This window comes from Paracoccus sp. ME4 (assembly GCF_046736325.1).
Classification (GTDB): Bacteria; Pseudomonadota; Alphaproteobacteria; order Rhodobacterales; family Rhodobacteraceae; genus Paracoccus.
Map to the genome: position 1 here is coordinate 230,986 of NZ_CP151277.1, position 21,622 is coordinate 252,607.

Below are 21,622 nucleotides of genomic sequence, written 5' to 3' on the forward strand. Positions count from 1 at the left end.
GCTTCGATCCGAATGAGACCGCGAACCCAAATGCGAAAATGAGAGCCTGTCTTTGTTGCAGCAAGCAGTTTTTCAGCGAGGGCGTCGGAAACCGCATCTGTGATCCCTGCAAGTCGAGCTCGGCCTGGTCTTCGGGCTCATACGCAGTTTCGGTCGGGAGCTGGTGAAATGAACGCACATGCGAATAATGGACACCGCTTCACGAATGATGAGGTGCGGGATCTCTGGGTCAAACTCCGCGACGACATCAAGTCCGGGTGGGCGATCGATGACGCGATCATCCAGCTGACCGGAGCGCGCCTGAAGCAGCGCGGCGCCATTCTCGAGGCCTGCTGCCCGTTCCATGTGGAGAAGTCTCCGTCGTTCCGCGTCAACCCGGAGCGTGGCACCTACCGTTGCTTCGGGGCCGGGTGCAACGCGCAGGGCGATGTGTTCACGCTGGTCCGAGATACGCAGAATCTCGATTTCCAGAATCAGATGATCTTCGCGGCCGACCAGGCCAACATCGAGGTGCCCGACGTCCTGCGCAAGATCGCCGCGCGCCGGGGAGCTGCATCGAAGTCCCAGCCCGCGCGCAAGATCCACCGCTATCCCGACGCGAGCCCCCGCGTGGCGCCGGGCCATCTGGCGACGGCCGGCCTGATCGTCGCGGATGCCGGCACGAGGATGCCGCTTGCCGGACGTCCGTTCCGCATGTGGAACAATGGCGGCATGTATGGCGACAAGACCTTCGAGGAGCGCAGCTATCGCCCCGAGATGGTCCATGAATACCGGAATCTGCAGGGTGAGCTGCTGATGGCCATCCTCCGGGTCGTCGGGCGGGACAAGAAGTTCTTCATTCCCGCACGTCTGCTCCCGCCTTCCGGCCCCTGCCCGAAGACGCTTCTGGAGAAGCAGGAGCATGGTGGATCTCAGGTGGCATGGGTCTCCGTGGGCCCCGCGGCGGGCGAGGCTAAGCCGGTATTCGGGATGGAGGATGTCCTGCAATGGGCGGCCGCCGGCGGCAAGAACATCCTCTGGGTCGAGGGCGAGAAGACCCGGGATGCGGCCAAGCGCCTGCTCTCGGAGATCCCCGGAGCACCCTGGTTGGTCGTTACCACGATGGGTGGATCCAAATCGGCGATCTATGCGGACTGGAAGCCGCTCGTGGAGGTGATCTCCGGCCTGGAGCGCACGGTGAACTTCGTGACCTGGCCTGATGCCGACAAGCTCCTCGAGCGTCCGGACGGGACGAAGGAGGATCGTGTCGAATCCGCTGTCATGCAGGTCCTGAGCGCCTTTCGGCAGCGCCTGATCGACGAGAACTGCGCTACGCCGGTGATCACCGGCCGCATCGCTCCGCCGGAGGGCGTCGAATCCGGATGGGACCTGGCGGACGCGGAGAAGGAGAACTGGTCCCCGGAGAGAGTCATGACCTGGATCCGCGGAAATTCGTCCCGCGTCCCTGATGAGGCCCTCACGCTGAGAGAGGATGAACCCGGGAATGACGGGGTTGCTGCCGCGAAGGAGGCACCGGAGACGGCTCGCCCTTTTGACCTGGCCGGGGATCCGGCCAGCCAGCAAGACGACAATGACGATACGGATTGGATTGAGATCATGATTGCGAAAAATGAAATGACCTGTGGCCTCAATTTCGATGACATCGAGGCTCCCCTGACCCCTGAGGATGTCCTGCCCGAGCCGGAGTCGATCGATGAGACGGACATCATCGATCCCGACGATGCCGGACACGACGATATCGAAGATCCGCGTGTCGTCGATCCCGAGCACAACCCGCATTTTCGCTGCTTGGGTTACCTGAGCGGTGCCAACTACTTCATGTCCGTGGATTCCGGGCAGGTCTTCGAGCTCAACGCCTCGCAGATGAAGCCGAGCTCGCTGCTTCATCTCGCGCCGCGCGGCTGGTGGCTCGAGATGTTTCCGGAGCGCGCCAATTCCCAGGGCGTGATCAAGGTCGGCTGGGAAGCCGCCATCTCGACGCTCATCGAAGCCTCCTACCGCGCCGGCGTATGGGATCCGCGCCTTCAGTGCAGCCAAGGTGCGCGCCTGGACGGCCGCACCGTCGTCTTCAACACCGGATCGCGTCTGCTGGTGGATGGGGCCAACATCGTCCCGCTGCAGGATTTCAACGGCAAGAACTGCTACTCGGTCGGCCCGAAGGCCCGCAATCCGAACGTCATCGATCCCTTCACCGCGGATTCGCCGGAGCCACGGGCCTACCTGGACATCATCCGCAAGCTCGACTGGCGCGAGGAGAACCGTCAGCTGGCGGTTCTGGCCCTCTTCGGGTGGATCGCGATCGCGCCGATCTGCGGCATCCTGAAATGGCGCCCCCACATGTGGCTGGATGGACCGCGCGGATCGGGCAAGTCCTGGGTGGCGCACAACCTGGTGCGGCCGGCTCTGGGTGACTACCTGGTCAACGTCCTTTCGAACTCCTCGGAGTCCGGCATCCGGAACATGCTGTCTGGCCGTTCGGTTCCGGTCATCTTCGACGAGGCGGAAGGCGATGGCCGTGACGATCGCGCCCGGATGGATGCGATCATCCGGCTTGCCCGGCACTCCGCAACCGAGTCCAATTCCGTGGTCGCCCAAGGCGTCGCGGGCGGCGGAAGCCAGCGCTACTATTCGATCGCCTCGACATTCCTGATGACCTCGATCATCCCGCAGCTCGAGAAGGCCGCGGACAACTCGCGCTTCGCGCGGCTCAAGCTGGCCTCGGGCCGCAAGCACGAGGCCTTTGCCGACGAGATCGAACGTCCGGCCATGGAGCTTCTGACGGACGAGTTCTGCGATCGCTGGATCGGCCGCATGGTCCTTCGCGCGAAGGACTACCACAAGACCTACATGCTGATGGTTCACGCCCTGTGCCAACTCGGCCTGGAACGACGCCTCGCGGACAGCTACGGCACCTTCGCGACCGGCTGCTGGCTGATGCTGCGCGACAAGCATCCCGAAAGTCTCGTGGAGGCCACCGACTTCATCTCCGAGGATTTCAAAGTGATGAACGAGCTTCTGGAGATGAACGACGAGATCGTCGAGGACAAGGACCACACCCGCATCTTCCAGATCCTCATGGCGCACAGCGTCAAGCTGGACGGGAACGGCAACGCGGGTGCGCGCAGCGAGCAGCTGGGGACCCTGGTCGAGATCGCCTGCGGACGCCCCCATCCTGACGAGGACGTCCTCATCAGCGAGAAGGATGCACGTCAGATCCTGGCCCGTCTCGGCATGCGCCCATCCAACGGGGAAAGCCCGACGAGCGAGGGTGAGGTGGCAACCTCGGTGCTTATCCACAAAAAAGCGGCGCCGATCTCCGAGATCCTCGAGAAAACCCCTTATGCGAGATCCTACCCGGATGTTATGCATCAGGCAGATGGTGTGAAAATGGGAAAGCCGGTTCGTTTCGGAGCCGGGTTCGGCACCTCCCGTTCGATCATCGTGCCGCTGAAGCATTTCTCCATCGGGGTTTGAGGATGAGCATGAAAGACAGGTTTGGGGTATCGCGCGCCGCCCTATCCCGGCATGAAACCTGGCAGATCGGCTTCACGCGGATGGCGGCCGTGGCCCTGGTCGCAAGCATCGCCGCCTTCGTCGCCATATGCGCGGCCTGGTGGTCGATGAGCCAGAAGCCGGAGGCGCGATACTTCATCGCCCGCGAGGACGGCGGCATCATTCCGCTGGTGGCGGTGACCGAGCCCTATCTGAACGATGGTCAGGTCACCAACTTCGCGGTCGAGGCCATCACGAAGGCTTTGACCTTCAACTTCGTCAACTGGCGGCAGGACCTTGCTTCCTCCTCCGAGTATTTCGAACGTCCGGACGGCTGGAACAACTTCCTCGCCGCCATCGAGGGCTCGGGCATGCTCGAGTTCGTCCGCAACCGCCGGCTGATCTCCTCGGTCGTCGCCAACGGCGCGGTCATCGTGCAATCCGGTCCGGATGCGACCGGCCGCTTCAGCTGGGTCATTCAGGTTCCCATCACGATCACCTACCAGTCCTCCTCGGAGACGAGCACGGAGAACCGCATGGCGGAGGTCCAGGTGACACGCCTTCCGACCTGGCAGAGCTCGCGCGGCGTGGGCATCACCCGCGTGCTCGTGAAGTAATCCCGGAACAGATTGGAATTCCGAAATGATGAAAACTGGTCTCCGTTCCGGTATCGCGATCATCGCGATCCTCTCCTGTGCATCCCCCCTGTTGGCACAGGAGGGCGCCACCCCCGCCGACAGCATCGCCGGCCAGGGAGGCATGTTCTCCGGCTACGTGCCCTCCACGAGCGGCATGGCTGTTGGGGCGGTCTCTCCCGACCAGGCAGATCAAGCCCCCGCGACCGGGACCGTGCAGGCGCCGGTGGCCCGCAAGGTCGACGCGGCCGGCAAGGAAATCCCGGACATGACCGACGGGCACACGGTCAACGCCGACAAGGTGGATGGGTTCAACCAGGCCATCGAGAAGAACTTCCCCATGACCCCGGACATGATCCGGCGCTACCGGGAGATCTTCGACGACAACCAGCGCGCACTGCATGAGCGCGCGGAACCCGATGTCCGCGTGGACGCGGGTTTCATCAGCCTGGAGCCAGGCGAGACGCCGCCCGCGATCACGTTGGCTTCGGGCATCGCATCCGTCATCGGCTTCTATGACGTGACAGGCCAACCCTGGCCCATCTCCCAATATGTCGTGGGCGCCGGAGACAACTTCCAGGTGGTCCCGCTCGGCGAGAACAATCTCGCGATGACGCCGCTCTCCAAGATCGGTTTCACGAACCTGATCGTGGTGCTGCGCGACGAGCCGAAACCGGTCGTCATGCGGGTGGGCATCTCCGAGACCAGCGCGCATTTCCGCCATGACGTGCAGATCCTGAGCGCCGGCCCGAACGCCAGCGCGAACACCGCAGCGAGCAACCTGACTGTGCGAGAGGCGGGATCCCAGGCGCTGCTGCAGTTCCTGTCCGGCGTCGACATTCCCAAGGAGGCGCGCCCCGTTGCAATCCAGGGCGCGGATGCCCGCGGATGGCTGATGGGCGACAGCCTGTTCATCCGCACGAAGAATCCCCTGCTTGGGCCGAGCTGGGTGTCGTCCATGTCCGGCCCCGACGGGGTCCGTGTCTACGAGATCCAGAAGAGCTCCGCGGCCCTGTTCTCGATCGACGGCCAGATCACCCGCGCCGACATCGTCTTGCCCTGATCGGGTCGAAAGGTAACTCCCAATGTCGAACAGCAACGAACTCGACCAGATCCCCGAGGGCGACTCGATCGAGGCGGCGCCCGCCCCTCGCAAGCGCAAGCCGGCGATCCCGGCTTCAGCGAAATTCGCAGGCCTCATCGCCATCCTCATGATCGGTATCGGCCTGACGATTTTCCAAGGCTCGAAGGGCGTCGTCGAACCGAGCATCGCCCCCCGCGCGGCTGAGCTGGACTCGACGCCCGGGGGCGCCGTCCAGGGCGACAGTGCGGCCTACCAGCAGAGCCTGAGCGACATGAACGCGAACCGCGCCGACCGGGCCGCCGAGCTGGGCGTGACTTCGGTCCCCACCCCCGAGGTGGTCCTGCGCCCGGTCGAGCCGATCACCGAGGTGGTCGAGATCCCCGAGGAGGAAACCGAGACCGCCGTTGCGGCGGAGCCGTCACCGGAGCAGCCCCGCGCGGTCGAGCGCCGCTCCCTGCCCCGCCCGGTCGAGGCTACGCCGCGCCCGGAGCCGCAGCGAATCCCGGTGGCAGCCCAGAGCAGCGCACCGGCCGCGACCGCGGCCAATGCGGACAATGTCGACGGGCAGGAAGTGCCGGAGAACCCCTACCTGGCCTCGATGGAGAACCAGATGGCGACGTTCGCCGAGGCCTTTACCCCGAAGACCATGACGGTCGGTGCGGGCGTCGCGGAGATTGATCGAGATGCCGGGGCGGCTGCGGGCGACGCGGGCGCGAGCCAGGGCGACGGCGCCGGCTCCGGTCCCGACGAGACCGAGGTTGCCGAACTGCTGCTGCGTCCGGGCGACGTGCTCTACGCGGAGACACTGACCAGCGTCAACTCCGACGCGAAGTCGCCCATCATGGCGGAGATCGTCTCGGGTGAATACAAGGGCGCCCGGCTGACCGGCACCTTCGAGGTGGCGGAAAGCTCCTCCCGGATGGTGGTCGCATTCACCAACATGACCCTGCCGGACGACCGGGTGATCGCGATCAACGCATTCGCGGTCGACGGTGCCACGGCAGAGACGGCGGTGGCCAGCGACGTGGAACGCCGTTACGTTTCTCGCTATGCGCCGATCGTTGCAGCGGCATTCATTTCGGGATATGCTGAGAGCGCCTCCGAACGGGAGCAGACCGTCATCGGCACCGGCGACAACACTCAGATCGTCTCCAGCGCCGCATCAGCAAAAGAGAGCCTCTACTCGGGCATTTCGAACGCTGCCGGTGCGGTTTCCTCGGACATTCTGGCACGTGCCCCCAAGGGCCCGAAGATCATCCTGCGTGACGGGTATCCTCTCGGTATCCTGATCGTGGACCCCGTTGAAAAACCTTGATTGAAATCCGCATTCCCTGGGGGAAAGAATGAGCACCGAAAAAAAAGCCATTGCCAAGGTCAGTGTGGATGATGATAGCGGCGTCATTCTCGCGCGACCCGCTCTTCCGGACACGCTCGAGGCGCGTCGCAAGGACCTTCTCGACCCTGCGTCCATCGGCGCCGCACGCGACGGGCTGGACAATTTCGAGGATCGGCTGAGCCAGCTCAACAGCCTGTCGAACCTCTTCGACGACGATGATGGCGATGGTGATGCGCTCATCACCATGGGCGGCGGTGCAACTGCCGCGCGTCCGGATGCGGCACCCGCAACCGCGGAGCGGCCGCTCGATGCCGACATGACGGACGGCAGGGGCGACGCGGGCGACGATGATTTCCACGACGACGAGGCCGTCGTCATCGGGGGCCTGTCCACCGACGACGAGATGATGGATGCGGACTTCGCCCTGCGGGGCGAGGATGACGGCCTCCTCTCCTCGTTCGACGATCATGACGCGATCGACTTCGGCGGCGAGGATTTCGACGCGGTCCCCGCCGGACAGCCCGCCCCTGACATGACCGACATGGGCGATGCCTTCTTCGATGACGAACCTGCGGCGCTGCGCGCGGACGTCGATTTTATGCCGGCCGACGAAGCGGACATCGCCCGCAACGCCCAGGCGAGTCAGATCGCCATCGATGCCGGCGAGGCGATGCAGGACCATCCCGAGGAGCTGCATTTCAACGACGAGGAGGATGATCCCGCCCAGTCAGCGGAGGATTCATACCCCGATCCGATCTATGAGGATACGGCTCCGGCCTCCGGCACGGTCCGGTTCGAAACCCCGGTCGTGGGCGCCGAGGTTTCACAGGACCTGGGCAGCATCGTCGGGAGCCGGCGTGACCGGCATGATCACGCCGCGTCCGCGCCGGACCGGTTCGATGCGGATCTGTTCCTGAATGACCCGCTTGCCGATCCGGACGACCTTCAGGGGCCGGACGCGCATGACGACCTGTGGTCTTCCGCGGATGCCGATGATGGCATCAACTCGGCATGGGATGATCCCCGACCCGCTGGCGGCAAACCCGAGCGGTTCCATGATGATTTTGCGGTTGTGAATAATGAAACCGGAAACGGACATTGGGACGATGCGGCCGACAACGATGCTGCGTCGGGGGGGGACGCGTTCGAGGCCGGATCATCATTTGCCGATCCGACCCCCTGGGCCGGGTTCGGTGACGACACCGACATTCCGGGCGGCTCGGACGTGACCCCGCGAGCGGCCGGAGGCTGGGCGGATGAGGAGGCCCCTGCCGCTGAGCTCGAGGAGCTGCACGCCCTGCCCGAATATGCGAACTATGATGAAGCGGACGGTAATGACAATTCTGCCGCCGAACCCCGTGAAGGAGCCGACCGCGTGCGCGCGACGAAGGATCAGACTAGCAGCCCCGACGCCGGCCCGGCGCCGGAGGCGTTCGATGCGAGCTGGATGGTGGGTGCGGACGAGGTCGGCGACGCCGAGGCCGATACGCCCGAGCTGACCGCCGCCGAGGATCTGTCCGCTGGCCAGGACGAGACCGTATCCGCCAGGCCCGCGAAGCCCCGCAGGAACATCGCCTTCATCGCGACGAGCGCCGCCCTGGCCGCGCTCATCGCAGGCGCCGGATATTTCGGCGCGGCCTCGATGGGGCTGATCGGCATGGGGCAGTCCCAGCCCGCTGCAGTCGCTCCGGTGACCGAGCCCGCGCCCGTGATCCTGCCTGCTCCGATTGACGCGCCAGTGGCCGTTCCGCTCGATGCGGCCCCTGTCCAGTCCGAACCCGAAGCGCCTTTGGAGACGCCGGTCCTGATCGACGAGGTTCCCGACACGGACATGGGCGAGGATGCGCTGGATCTCGACATGGGCGATCTCTTCGATCCGGAAGCTCCGGCCGAGCCCGTGGCCGTGGGCCAGCCCGAGGACGCCCCTGCCGACGCGGGCGATCTGTCCGACCTGGCCATGGGCCCGATCCCCGACCCGGCCCCCATCGACACCCCGATCGATGCGGTGGATGCGGCATCGGACGACCTCGAGGATGTCGCTCTCGGCCTGAGCGGGGCCGCGGCGGGCGACCTGGATGCCCTCTTCCTGCCCGACGGCAGCACCGCCGTCGTGCAGGAGGACGAGGAAGCCTTCGATCCGGCGATGGTGACGGACCTTCTGACCGACTATGCCACCAAGGAAGAGGCGCAGGAGCTGCGCTCCGCGATCGACCTCATGTTCGAGAAGGTCAGCCTGATCTCCGAAGAGGTGACCGAGCGCGACGAACGCATCCTCGAGCTGGAGGAGCGCATCGTGAGCCTGGGCGAGAAGGCAACCCGTGCCGAGACGCTGGCCCTGGCCCAGAACGAGGTTCTGGTCGAGTTCGTCCGCGTGAAGGAGAAGGTCGACATGGCCGAGAGCCTGATCGTCGACCTGTCCCGCCGCATCTCCTCGATGGAGACCACCGACCCGGCCGACCGGGTGGCCGTGGAACGCTCGCTCGAGGACATCATGAGCCGCATGGACTCCATGGCGCGCGATATCGGCCTGGTGGCGCGGGTTGCGATCAATGGCAGCCCCGAGAAGGTCCGCGCCGGCGCGGATACGGAAGAGGGCGGCGTTCCGGGCTCCTCGGCGGTCTACGAGAGCACCAAGTCGGATGCCGCGGCGCCGGGCGATGTCGGCAAGGTGCCGTCGGACGTGAAGGTCGGTGATTTCGTCGAGGGCTACGGATACGTCCTGCAGATCATGCCGACCTCGGATGGGTCCCGGGTGGTGGTGATGGAGAACAAGTCCATCCTGCTGCCGAACTGATGAACTTCCCTCCCCGTCACCGGGGAGGGGCTACTCCAGGAGGGAAGAATGGACGGATTGTTCGATATCATTGCGGAGGCGGCCCTGGGCATCGCGGAGGTATTCGTCACCTCGGAGCGCACGAGGGACGACGCCAAGGCCACCGTCCCGGGCGCGGCCGGCACCAAGGATTGGTTCGCTCCACCCAAGGACCATGATCGCGCCTGAGAGCGCAACCGACAGACCCAAGAAAGACGTTCCAGATGGTCGACCTGCTCCAGATTATCCAAAACATCGTCGACGCCATCAGTCCGGCCGGCGGTGGCGGGCTTACCGGCCTCATGTTCATCCTGGCCTGGGTGATCGGGGTCACCCTTGTCATCATCGGGATCCGGCAGGCCGCGACACGCGGCGAGAACGGACGCCAGGCGGGCTCCTGGGCCCAGCCGATGTGGACCGTGATCATCGGGGTCTGCTTCGTGGCGCTGCCGGGCCTCTCTGACACGCTCGCGCAGACCTTCTTCTCGCAGGACACCCCGGACCCGTCCTCGATCTTCTCCTACGCGCCCGCCACGGTCGGGCTGATGGAAGCCGGATCGCCGGCCCGGAACATGATCGTCGGCATCGTCACGATCATCCGATTCCTGGGCTTCATCGCGATCATGCGCGGCCTCCTGCTCCTGCGCGAGACCGCCAACGGCAGCGGCCAGCGGACGCATTTCGGCGCCGGGATCACCTTTGTCTGCTCAGGCGCATTCGCCATCAACTTCCCGCTCTTCATGGCGGTCATGGAATCGCTGTTCGTCTGATCAATGATGCAGCAACAAAAAACCGGCCCGAGGGCCGGTTTTTTCGTTCATGCGTTCGCATAATCGGGCGGAACGTAATCGGGCGGCACGTCGTCCGGGTTCGCGGCCAGGTGCGACCATTCCGGATCCGGCTCCGGGAAGAGGATCCGGGTCTCGCCGCGCAGCTGCACGATGGGCCGGGTGGCCGCCACGTAAAGCGCGTTGAATTCCTCCATGGCCTGGGTCTTGTGCTTCTCCGACTTCTGCTCCGCCTTCGCGAAGCGCTTGGAGAGCGCATTCACGTCACGCCAGTCCGCGCCGAGCATGACCGCGGGCCACTCCAGGCCCTTCGAGCGGTGGGCGGTGCAGATCATCATCTTGGCATCGTTCGAACCGCGTGCCTGATGCTCCGCCAGCCGCTCGATCTGGTGCGCCATGCCCTCCTCGATGAGCGTGGAGAGCCGGGCCAGCGTCTGGTCGCCCTCCTCCGCCTCGATCTGCAGGTCCGCCCAGCTGTCGAAGACCTTCAGCTCCGGGGTGGTCACGTCGCCCATGCGCCCGTCATGGAGCGCCTGGGCGGACCGGACATCGGCCAGCAGCCCTGCCATGTTGTCGACATGGATCGGAATGCCCTTGCGCATGCCCTTCAGCGCCTCGTCGATCATTCCCATGTTCGTGCGGCAGATGACCGCCGCCTTCGGTCCGGTCAGATCCGTCGGCATGCGCCCTCCCAGGCCGACCAGCCGCTGCGTGGGGCCACCATCCGGACGGGTCGCGAGGATGTGGCGCGCCACCTCGGCGATGTTCTCGCCGAAGCGGAAGGACTGCGTGAGGTATTTCGTCTCGCCCTCGAGCAGGCCCAGGGCGTTCTCGGCGCCGCGCCAGCTGTAGATCTGCTGGTAGGGATCACCAACCGCGATCAGGGGCAGGCCCGTCTTGGTGATGATGGAACGCTGGACCGGGTTGATGTCCTGGGCCTCGTCCACCATCAGATAGCGGAAGGAGCTGAAGGCGGAGTGACGGATGTCCTCGTTCAGGTCCATGGCCTTGAGATACATGTCATGGCTCATCTCGCCCTTCTCGAGGTAGTGCTCCCAGAGCGCCTCCGCCATCTGGAAGATCGGCATGCCGAGACGCTGGATCGCATCCTGGGCCTGCTCACGCTTCTTGCGGTCCCGGATGAAGTCCGGATCCCCGACCGAATCCATGAGTGCCTCCTCGCCGTGGTGAAGGCCGAAACTCTCATCCGCGGAGTTGCAGAAGGCGGAAAGGGCCCGGCCAACCGCAAGGGAGACGCGGTATCCGTTCCAGCCATCCACCTTCGGGATGTGGAAGCGTTCCATCACCCCGCTGTCGCGGATCGTGCGCGCGTTGATCGAGAGCGGCTGACCGATCATGTCGCGCACGGCCTGGAATGCAAGCGAGTGCATCGTCGCGGCGGTGCAGGGCGTGATGGCAAGCTTGCGCTTGGCCTCGTCCGCGATCGACTTGTTGAACGCCAGGTAGACGCCGCGTTCCTTCTTGGCGCTGGCGATCCCCTTCAGCGTCGTGGTCTTTCCGGCGCCGGCAAAGGCTATGATCTTCAGGCAGTCGCCCGGCACCATGCCGCTGGCATGATCCGTGATATCCGCCTGCTCGAGGGTTGGCTTCATTGTGGATTCCTCTTATCTTTTTCGCAGAATATGAGCTATTGTTGAAAATGTCTTTCCAGAAGCGCACATGTCTTCCGGCATGGGCGGCAGAGTCCTCCTGGAGTGCGTGTCGACGATTGACGATGAGACGGACCGAGCAGCCACCGCCTCCGGATGCGAGCGGTCCATCTCATGGGTTCCGTGAATGCGATGGGGTAAGAACATGAAACGATCCATAGCCGTGCTTTTCGCGACGGGCGCGGGCTTTGCCGCGCTGAGCGCACCGGTCCTTCTGCATGCCGAGGGCATGCGTTCGGACGGCGTGGATGCGCTCTCCTCCATCGTGGATCCGAGTTACAACGCTGACGTGCAGTTCGGGGCGATACCCGGAGACAATCTGGGCAATCACATGGCTGAGGGCAGTCTCGACATGCGGGGTCATCCCATCGTCGACATCGGGCCCCCGCCGTCGATGGGGAATGACGGCTATGCCGTGAGTGTCGGATACCTGCGAGATTACGTATCCGTCTACGGATCCGACAATCTCGGGGATCACGTCGCCAGACAGACCCTCAGGATGGGCGATTTTCCCATCGAGATCACCGCACAGCCGCTGAACGACGACCATGCGGCCAACAAGGCCTACGTCGATGCTCAGGTGTCCGCGATGCCCGGATCCGACAACCTGGGCGATCATAGCGCCGACCAGAACCTGTCGATGAACGATTTTCGCATCACCGGGATCCATGATCCCTCCAACGCGAAGGACGCCGTCAACCTGCGCTTCATGGAGACGTTCGTCCAGCAGAACGGCGACCACCTGGGCAACCATGTCGCCCTCCAGGATCTGGACATGTCGGGCTTCGGCGTCATCAACCTGCCGGAGCCGGTCGAGGACGCGCAGGCAGCGACGAAGCTCTATGTCGATGGGCGCATCTCAGGCAATGGCGACGCAATCGGCGAGCTGCGCGACACGCTCATCACCGCAGGAGCGGGGCTGTCAGGCGGGGGTCCGCTCAGCTCGGGGGTGACCCTTTCATTCGACACCGGATGGGGTGACGGTCGCTATGCGCTGGCATCACGGACGGTGACCGGCACCGACGGCGTATCGGGCGGGGGCCCGCTGACGGGCGATCAGGTGCTGCGGGTCGATGCCACAGTCGTGCGCACTGCAGGCGCTCAGACGATCACCGGAACGAAGACGTTCGGCTCGACGATCGAGGGAAACATCTCCGGCAATGCAGGTGCCGCGGCGCGTCTGCAGACGCCGCGCACGATCAACGGCATTCCGTTCGATGGGTCTGCCGGCATCGAGCTTCCGACCGTGAACATCAGCGGCAGCCAGAGGGTGATCGGGCAGAAGACCTTCGTCGGTTCCATGATCTCGGAACATCAGGGAGATCCTTCCATCCGGATGGAGATCCACCCGCACCGCATCGCATCAAACGGAAGCCTGAGCTTGCGTGTTGGATCCTCGCGAGAGGTGCAGATCACCGACGATGCAGGAAATCCGACGGGAAGCACGGTCAATCGGCCCTCGGCGGGATTCATCGATTTCGACAGGAACAGCGGCTCTGTCATCATCGGTGTGAACAGGTCGCATCCGAGGAACCTGGGATGGGGAGAGATCCTGTCCGTGACCGCGGACAATGTCGCGTCATCCCGTGACATCCACATGCGCCGGGCCGGCGCAAATGCCGGCCTGCCGGGCGGCAACATCGTGATGAACGGCGGCCGGGTCATCGGCCTCGAGGATCCGGCGGACGGTTCTGACGCCGTCAACCTCCGGTCGGCCCAGCGGATCGTCAACGACATGGCGGTGACCGTGACGCGCGACCAGGCGATCGACGGCGAGAAGAGCTTCACGTCCCAGATCCGGGCGCCCGGGTTCGTGACGACCTCGGACGCCCGCCTCAAGCACGATATCCGCGATGCGGATTTCACGGGTATCATCGACCGCTTGCGACCCGTCACGTTCACATACAATGCGGACGGACGGAAATCCTTCGGCTTCATCGCCCAGGAGGTCGAGGAGATCCTCCCGGCCGCAGTCGCGACCGGACCGGATGGATTCAAGGCGGTCGACTACAGCTTGATCGTGTCCCCGCTGGTGGCCGCGATCCAGGACATGCAGCGACAGATCGTCGAGCTCGAGCGCGATCTGGCGGAGATCCGCGCGGATGGAGCCGTTCATCGCTGAACAAAGTATTTCCTGTAACGAGTTATACGGACAACAAAAAATTGCCGTTTTCACATACGGGAACTATGTTGGTGATCAATACCCATGAGCCGTTCAGCGGAGCGATATGATGACCAAGTTCAACAAGGGTCCCCTTGCAGCCAGCACCGCACTGCTGACCATCCTCGCTGCGGCCGCGGGTCACGCGCAGGATGGGCGCTCCGACGGCGGCGATGTCCTCGATGACCTGAGCAACCCGGCCTACGACTCCAACACGTCCGTCGGCACAATCCCGGGTGACAACCTGGGCAACCACATGGCTGACGGCGATCTCGACATGCGCCAGAACCGGATCGTGAACGTCGGCAATCCGCCTGCCGTCGACAACGACCTGTATGCCGTGAACGTGACGTTCCTGAGGGATTACGTGCTCAATTACGGCCGCGACAACCTGGGCGATCACGTCGCGACCCAGACCCTCATCATGGGCGACTTCCCCGTCAAGCTCACGGCGCAGCCGACCGATCCGAACGATGCCGTCAACAAGGCCTATGTCGACACCGCGGTGGAGGGCGCGAAGGACAATCTCGGCAACCATGTCGCCGAGCAGAACCTGGTGATGGGCGACAACCGCATCACCGGCCTGGCGAATCCGTCCTCCGCGAAGGATGCGGTGAACCTCGACTACCTGCAGAAATACGTCGAGGACAACGGCGACCACCTGGGCAACCACCTGGCGACCCAGCAGCTGGACATGGCGAGCTTCGCCATCATCAACCTCCCCACGCCTGCCGCGGACACCCACGCGGCGACGAAGCTCTACGTGGATGGTCTGTTCTCCGGCAACAGCGACGACATCGAGGAGCTGCGCAAGAGGCAGATCAAGGCCGGAACCGGCCTGTCGGGGGGCGGCCCGCTGTCCTCGGACGTGACGCTGTCCTTCGACACCAGCTGGGGTGACGGGCGCTATGCACTGGCCTCGCGCATGGTGACCGGCACGGACGGTATCTCGGGTGGCGGAGCGCTGACCGGCAACCAGGTCCTGCGGGTCGACGGCACCGTCGTGCGCACCGCCGGCGCCCAGACGATCGCCGGAGCGAAGACGTTCAGCACCATCATCACCGGCAACCTCTCCGGCAATGCCGGCACCGCGACGCGGCTGCAGTTCCCGCGGGCGATCAATGGCGTGGCCTTCGACGGCTCCGCCAACATCACCCTGCCCACCGTGAACCTGTCCGGCAATCAGACCGTCTCGGGCCTCAAGGCCTTCGCCGGTGGAATTACCGTCTTCGACGATGTGAATTCCAATCCGTCAAAAGCGATATTCGGTCGCGGCGGCGGGCAGCTGATCGGTCTGCATGGCTCCAGCAACGGCAACTTCATCAGTTCGGTCTCCCCCGATGGAGCGCCGAAGAACCTGATGCTGTCCGTTGCGGGCGGTTCGACCCAGAACGTCTTCACCTTCGGCTACAACGGTCAGATCACCGGCCTCACAGCGCCGACCGTGAACAGCTCCGCCACCAACAAGCTCTATGTCGACGGCGCGATCGCCGACGCCATCGCCAAGAACACCTACTCGGCAGGCACCGGCCTGGCGCTGAGCGCGGCAAACGTGTTCAGCGTGAACTCGACCGTGTTCCGCAACGATGTGGCAAACGGCGGCAGCCTGAGCTTCGCAAACGGCAACGGCCGCGGCGTGCGCTTCTGGAACTCCGATGTCTACTCGAACTACATGTCGGTCCACAGCGACCCGGTCTATGGCGGACGCCTGGACACCACTTCCGACTACAACATGTATTTCACGATGGGCAACGGCGCATCGCGCGGGTTCGTGTTCAAGAACGGTGCGGACCCGGTCTTCCAGATCGACGGCAGCGGCCGGCTCTGGGGCAGGGACGGCACGATCGAGACTGCCAGCGAGTTCGTCTCGCGCAGCGCCAACAACTACCGCCTGGTAGGGGGGGACTACGGTTCCTTCTGGCGCAATGACGGAAGCAACATCTACCTGATGCTGACGAATTCGGGCAACCAGCTGGGCAGCTGGAACGGGCTGCGCCCGTTCTCGGTTGCAGCTGCCACGGGCAAGGTCACCCTCGGCAACGGGCTCTTGGTGAACAACCACCGCATCGAGGGTGTCGCCAACCCGACCACGGATCAGGACGCCGCCAACAAGCGCTATGTGGACGACTCCATCACCGGCGCGGTTTCCAGTGCGGCCTACTCGGCCGGAACGGGCCTCAGCCTGGACTCCTCACGGGCCTTCAGCTTCAACACCAGCTGGGGTGATGCGCGCTACGCGTTGCGCGGACGCGCCTACACCGCAGGCACCGGACTTACCGGTGGCGGCGATCTGTCGGCAAACCGCAGCTTCTCGTTCGATACCGCTTGGGGTGATGCGCGCTACGCGATGCAGTCCCGCTCGATTGTTGCCGGAACCGGCCTTTCGGGCGGCGGCAATCTGTCCATGAACCGCACCTTCTCGTTCGACACGACCTGGGGAGACACGCGGTATGCAACCCGCGCGCGCGCTCTCACCACCGGGACGGGCCTTTTGGGTGGTGGTGATCTGTCGGCAAACCGCAGCTTCTCGTTCGACACCAGCTGGGGAGATGCGCGCTACGCGATGCGCGGGCGTTCGTTGACCGCGGGCACCGGGCTTACGGGTGGCGGCGATCTGTCGGCGAACCGCACCTTCTCGGTCGACTCGACCGTGTTCCGCAACGATGCCGCCAATGGTGGCGACCTGAGCTTCGTGAGCGGCAATGGTCGCGGCATGCGCTTCTGGAACAACGACAGCTACAAGATCTACATGTCGAACCGGACCGATGCGGACCATGGCGGCCGTCTCGACCCTTCGTCCGACTACAACATGTATTTCCTGATGGCCGGCGGCTCGAACCGCGGCTTCGTGTTCAAGAACGGTGCGAACCCGGTCTTCCAGGTGGATGGCGGCGGACGGCTCTACGGCACCGGCGGAACGGTGAGCTTCGGCGATCCGATCGACATGGCGAACCTGAAGATCACGCGTCTGGCGGCGCCCACCGCGGCGGCCGATGCCGCGACGAAGGCCTATGTCGATGCGAACAAGGGAACGATCTATTCCGCTGGAGGCGGCCTGAACCTGAGCGGGAACTCGTTCTCGTTCAACACGACCTGGGGCGATGCGCGCTACGCGCTGCGCAGCCGCTCCATCGACACGGGCTACGGACTGGACGGCGGCGGAAACCTGACGGTAAACCGCACCATTTCCCTCGCGGCCAACCAGCGCCGGGTGAACGCGGCCTCCGTCAACCCGGGCGTCATGGCCCATGCCGGCGACACGCGGACGACCGCCCAGTTCTACTCCGGGACGGACAACCCGAATGCGACGAACCGGCTGAACTACAACGGCGCCATGTATGCCACGAACTACTACTCGCAGGCCTACTACTACTTCTCGGACCGCAACCTGAAGAAGGACATCGAGACGATCGGCCGGAGCGATGGCATGTCCATCATCCGCGACCTGCGCCCGGTGTCCTACACCTGGAAGCAGGACGACAAGAAGGCCCTTGGCGTCATCGCCCAGGAGGTCGAGGAGGTCGTGCCGACCGCGGTCACGGTCACCGAGGGCGGCGAACGCGCGGTCGACTACATCCAGCTGATCGCGCCCATGCTGGCCGCGATCCAGGAGCTGGACGGTCGGGTCCAGGCGCTGGAGACCGCGGCGCGGTAAGGCCTCGGCGCGAGGATCAGGAAGACTGCGAGGCCGGGCGGATGCCCGGCCTCGTGCATTACGGCGCAGACCGGAACCGCTCGAGGATCGAAACAAATCCCTTTGTTTTTTCGAGACAAGCCAGGAAAATGAGAAAAACCATGCGAGGGTGGGATGCAGGCCCTGATCATCATTGAAGCCGCCGGGAAGGCGCAGGCCTGGGGCCGGATCCTGAACGCGATCCGCATGCCCTCGCTCGTCGTTCCGACTGGCGGGCATATCTGCCGCTTCCCGTCATCGCTCTTCCCTCTCGGAATCGATCTCACCAAGGGGCAGCCCCTCGATCCCGGGCGCAGGCCTGATCCCGAGCGCGCGCGTGCCATCCTGGACGCGGTAAGCTCCGTCCCCTCCGCCTGCCCGATCGTGATCGCCACCGACAACGACGTCGAGGGTGATGTCATCGCCTATGACGTGGTCGAGCTGATCCTCCGGAAGTTTCCGAACCGGGCGAACCGCATGGTGCGGCTCAGGCCCGGCCCGATCACCAAGGAAGGGGTTCGTGCCGCGCTGGCCTCGGCAAAGAGCATCAGGGGCAGCAGGCTCGTCTCCGACTCCGTCCAGGGGCGCGCACGGGCCGTCACGGACCGCTGGATCGGCTCGACCTTCTCCAAGATGGCCGGGGTGCCGGTCGGACGCGTTCGTTCGGCGCTCCTTGGCGCGACGCTGATGCTCAACCGTGCGCCCCAGGGGCTGCGCGGCCGTCCCGAGACGGGCGAGATCACTTTCCAGGCGCGCTCCGCCATGGGCGGCAGGCCCTTTGTCGCGCGCGTCGCGCTCACCGGCTCCGAGAAGCCGGAACTGCTTCGTCGACTGATACGCCTGGCGCGCCGCCACAGCGGATTGCTGGTGCCCGGCGCAGTCCGGCCCCGCGCGTCTCTGCATGCCGCGGTCGCGCCGCGGGACGGAACGGTCCGCCCCTTCAACACGGCCGACGCTCTGGCCTATGCCTCGCGACATCACGGCATCTCGGCGCCGAACGCGATGCGGGGCCTGCAGGACGCCTATCAGTCAGGGCAGATCTCATACCCGCGGACCGACAGCCGCGACATGTCGGCGGCATCCGCATCCAGGGTCGTGATGCTGGGCTTCTCCTGCGGTCTGAGCGGCCTCGAGACCGAGGTTCTGGGAACGGAAGGCCGCGTCAATCCGGATGCGACTTCCGTCACACCGGGCGCTCACGAGGCACTTCATCCGGTCATGGCACTTTCGACCGTGAACACGGAAAAGCTCAGGCAGCTGGTCAGGCGCCCGATACGCGAGCCGGAAAACGGCTGGACGAGACAGACCATCCAGGAGCTGATGACGACCCTCGTGGCGCGCAGAGCCTTCGAGGCGGCCAAGGAGATCTTGCTCGAACCGGGCAACTGGTCGTGCGGGAACGGCAACGTCGCCGATCCTGAGGACGAGAAGCTCCTGCGGGATCTGGAGTGGCAACGCGAGCAGGGATTCACCTACCCCTGGACCCGGAACTTCGGAACCGGCGTCCGCAGCTGGCCCATGGAATCCGTGCTCCTCGAGCTCATGGCCGGAGAGGGGATCGGCAGGCCCTCCACCTATGCGGGGCACCTGCGCACCGCGACGGAAAGCGGCGAGATCGAGCCGGCGGCCTTCCCGCTGCCCCCCCGCCCCTCGGAGCGGGGGCTACGATCGCTCAAGCGGATTCCCCGCTCCGTCTGGGATCCTTCAACCTGCCGGATCATCGAACTGGCGATGGAGAACCCTGCCAACATCTACCGGGAGGATCCGCGCGGGCGCATCGACGACCGTGCCCGTCATCGGGTTCTGAGCTGGCTCGTCCAGATCCCGTCGGACATGCGGGCGCCGCTCCAGCATGCCCTGAAGATGAGCATGAAGGCCACCGATACGGGTAGGGCCGCAGGCATGTCGGGCCGGCCCGGACCGGTCCCCGCGGCGGCGCATGCCCATCCCGGAGAGATGCCCGAAATGCCCATGGATCCGCGGCCGGTGTGAACCGCCGCGGATGCCCTAGCCGAACCAGACCCTCTTGTCGCCAGAATCGATATGGACGAAACTGCCCCGGTAGTGACCGGTGCCGCCGATCTCGAGCCATTGCGCATACTTGGCCACGTCCGCCACCTCGCCACCCTTGACCACGAAGTCGATAGCCCGGCCCTTGGTGTGGAGGGAGTTGACCGCGGTGCGGTAACCCTCCGAGCGGAGGTAGTCGTTGGTCCGTGCGGTCCGGTATCCGGAATTGATCTGGATCGAGCCGTCGAGCCCGTCGCGGAGCGCGGCCGTGCGGATCGCGGCCAGCCCCCAGAACAGGCGGATGTCGATCTGGGTGACCTCCTTCTGCCGCCAATCCCGCATCAGGTAGTTCAACTCCTGGACCCCGCCACGGTTGTAGCCGGTAGAGCCGAAGAAGCGAACGAGCTTGCGCTCCTTCGTGTTGGGATTGTAGAGATCCAGGACCGGCTCGATCAGGGGAACCAGCTGATCGAGACGACTGTTCCCCCGGTCCGGATCCGGCGGCGCTGCCGGTCCATCAGCCCAGGACAGCCCCGGTATGGCGCTCAGGGAGCAGGACATGGCCGCGGCAGCCACGTTGGTAAGGAGTCGTCTCCTGTTCATCATGGGGGCACCGTATTGCAGTGGGATGGATGCCTCATAGCACGATTTTTGTTTTCGCAGAATATCGGCCACGCGGATTCTTGTGGACAACCTGAGCGGGCGTGGAAACGGTCGCGCTTTGAATTTTCACGTATTGGCGCGATGATCGTCCCAACGAGCAGAAAATACCGATGGAGATCCAAGTGTTGAAGCCCACATTCAGGGATATCGCCCAGGCTCACCGCTTCCAGCCTCCGGTCCCGCAGGCGATGGCCGAGGGCCGCTACGACGCGATCATGCTGCGCTATGACGGCAAGGCCGCCGCTGATCGCGACCGCTTCTTCGTGGTCATCAGCATCGAGGACATGGCCAAGCTCCCGGGCGACCCGTTCTCCCAGCTTCCGCAGCGCCTGGCAAAGGGCGATGCGTTCTTCCGGGACACCGCGGCGGGCCCTTCCATCTATCTCGAGCACGATAGCTGCGCGCGGACGCTTGCCGGAATCCGCGACCTCGCGGCGAAGGGTTCGATCAAGCTGATCGACGCCATCGGCGACATCCGCCTGATGGGTGGCCCGCACGATCTTCGCGCGCCCGAGGAGGCGGCCTTCGAGCAGAACGGCTTTGCCCATATCGACCCGGTCGAGGGCTTCAGGGCCCTCATGGACCTTGTGGAGCAGCGGCTGAACGTCCCGGCTTGCACTCAGGACGAGGCCGGTTTCTCCGGGCCATGAACGGGGCGCCCCCATATCTCAAGACCGACAGGCTCGAGCCGGGGACGACACTTCGTCCCCGGACATCGTTCTTCCTGCGGCCCTCGGACTACCGGGTGACGGATGGTGACACCATCGCCGTCCTGGCGCCTCCCGGTGAGGACGGAAGACGCGAGCAGATCTTCGCGATCCGCGTGCCGAACATAAACGCGCCAGAGAAGGTCTACAAACGCGAGGACGACCAGGTCCTCGAAAGGCTCGGATACACGCTTAACAGCGGCCATCCCGGAACGCGCGCCACGGAGGCCGCGAAGAAGTGCCTGGCCGGCCGGGCACTCTACATCGAGCCGGTCACCGACAAGGATGGCCTCAACACCGACCGCCATGGACGTCTGATCGGCGGCCTGACCGTCTCTGGCTCTCCCGGGCGCAGCTTCGATTGCACGAATGCCTTCGACTTCGAGCGCCACATGGTCACGGAGGGGCACGCCAATCTCATGAGGGGAAAGGAGCTGCCGCATGGCGTTCCGCTCCTGATCGACCGGCTGGCCCGGATGATCCTGGAGGTCCGGCGCGTCGACGCCTTCCGGGGCGGGATGGCGGCGCGGAGCGACCTCCCCGCCCGGAGCCCCGACATCGAGGATCCTGTCGTCTTCTGACCCTTAATTT

At 64.8% G+C, this 21,622-nt stretch carries 14 protein-coding genes; 12 read left to right on the top strand and 2 right to left on the bottom strand.

Annotation, left to right across the window (positions count from 1 at the left end; all coding sequences use genetic code 11):
* Window positions 1-213 precede the first annotated feature (213 nt).
* From AACG61_RS16680 to AACG61_RS16710, 7 genes are read left to right on the top strand one after another with little or no spacing between them, the layout of a single operon-like run.
* Window positions 214-3,474 carry a CHC2 zinc finger domain-containing protein gene (locus AACG61_RS16680; RefSeq protein WP_411840091.1) on the top strand — a complete coding sequence of 1,087 codons (3,261 nt, stop codon included), beginning with the start codon at window positions 214-216 and terminating at the stop codon, window positions 3,472-3,474.
* Between the two features lie 8 nt (window positions 3,475-3,482).
* The gene (locus AACG61_RS16685) at window positions 3,483-4,109 is read left to right on the top strand and encodes a type IVB secretion system apparatus protein IcmL/DotI (RefSeq protein WP_411840092.1); all 627 of its coding nucleotides are present in this window, start codon (window positions 3,483-3,485) and stop codon (window positions 4,107-4,109) included.
* Window positions 4,110-4,134: 25 nt separating this feature from the next.
* Window positions 4,135-5,190, top strand: coding sequence for a DotH/IcmK family type IV secretion protein (locus tag AACG61_RS16690; protein WP_411840093.1), 1,056 nt, complete (start codon window positions 4,135-4,137; stop codon window positions 5,188-5,190).
* A gap of 22 nt (window positions 5,191-5,212) precedes the next feature.
* Window positions 5,213-6,526, top strand: coding sequence for a TrbI/VirB10 family protein (locus AACG61_RS16695; protein ID WP_411840094.1), 1,314 nt, complete (start codon window positions 5,213-5,215; stop codon window positions 6,524-6,526).
* A 28-nt stretch (window positions 6,527-6,554) separates the two neighbouring features.
* The gene (locus tag AACG61_RS16700) at window positions 6,555-9,341 is read left to right on the top strand and encodes a hypothetical protein (protein WP_411840095.1); all 2,787 of its coding nucleotides are present in this window, start codon (window positions 6,555-6,557) and stop codon (window positions 9,339-9,341) included.
* Between the two features lie 48 nt (window positions 9,342-9,389).
* A complete protein-coding gene (locus AACG61_RS16705) occupies window positions 9,390-9,548 on the top strand; it encodes a hypothetical protein (RefSeq protein WP_411840096.1) in 159 nt (52 codons plus the stop codon).
* Window positions 9,549-9,583: 35 nt separating this feature from the next.
* The gene (locus tag AACG61_RS16710; RefSeq protein ID WP_411840097.1) at window positions 9,584-10,129 is read left to right on the top strand and encodes a hypothetical protein; all 546 of its coding nucleotides are present in this window, start codon (window positions 9,584-9,586) and stop codon (window positions 10,127-10,129) included.
* A 47-nt stretch (window positions 10,130-10,176) separates the two neighbouring features.
* Here AACG61_RS16710 and AACG61_RS16715 read toward each other — a convergent pair whose 3' ends face one another.
* Window positions 10,177-11,760: a UvrD-helicase domain-containing protein gene (locus AACG61_RS16715; RefSeq protein WP_411840098.1), complete on the bottom strand. Its 1,584-nt coding sequence runs from the start codon at window positions 11,758-11,760 to the stop codon at window positions 10,177-10,179.
* A gap of 202 nt (window positions 11,761-11,962) precedes the next feature.
* On the opposite strand from AACG61_RS16715, the gene AACG61_RS16720 reads away from it, so the two are divergent.
* From AACG61_RS16720 to AACG61_RS16730, 3 genes are all read left to right on the top strand, one after another.
* A complete protein-coding gene (locus AACG61_RS16720; RefSeq protein WP_411840099.1) occupies window positions 11,963-13,939 on the top strand; it encodes a tail fiber domain-containing protein in 1,977 nt (658 codons plus the stop codon).
* Window positions 13,940-14,045: 106 nt separating this feature from the next.
* Window positions 14,046-17,633 (top strand): tail fiber domain-containing protein, encoded by a 3,588-nt coding sequence (locus AACG61_RS16725; protein WP_411840100.1) that lies wholly within the window; start codon window positions 14,046-14,048, stop codon window positions 17,631-17,633.
* A 153-nt stretch (window positions 17,634-17,786) separates the two neighbouring features.
* Entirely contained in the window at window positions 17,787-19,643 is a 1,857-nt protein-coding gene (locus AACG61_RS16730; protein ID WP_411840101.1) for a DNA topoisomerase, read from the top strand.
* A 15-nt stretch (window positions 19,644-19,658) separates the two neighbouring features.
* Here the strand turns inward: AACG61_RS16730 and AACG61_RS16735 are convergent, their stop codons facing one another.
* Window positions 19,659-20,336, bottom strand: a complete 678-nt coding sequence (locus AACG61_RS16735; RefSeq protein WP_411840102.1) for a YcbK family protein — start codon at window positions 20,334-20,336, stop codon at window positions 19,659-19,661.
* 98 nt (window positions 20,337-20,434) lie between these two features.
* Here AACG61_RS16735 and AACG61_RS16740 point away from each other — a divergent pair, with 98 nt between their 5' ends.
* Both AACG61_RS16740 and AACG61_RS16745 read left to right on the top strand, forming a co-directional pair.
* Window positions 20,435-20,974 carry a hypothetical protein gene (locus tag AACG61_RS16740; RefSeq protein WP_411840103.1) on the top strand — a complete coding sequence of 180 codons (540 nt, stop codon included), beginning with the start codon at window positions 20,435-20,437 and terminating at the stop codon, window positions 20,972-20,974.
* Window positions 20,971-21,612 (top strand): thermonuclease family protein, encoded by a 642-nt coding sequence (locus tag AACG61_RS16745; protein WP_411840104.1) that lies wholly within the window; start codon window positions 20,971-20,973, stop codon window positions 21,610-21,612. The genes AACG61_RS16740 and AACG61_RS16745 overlap by 4 nt, the downstream gene beginning before the upstream one ends.
* The last annotated feature ends 10 nt before the right edge of the window (window positions 21,613-21,622 follow it).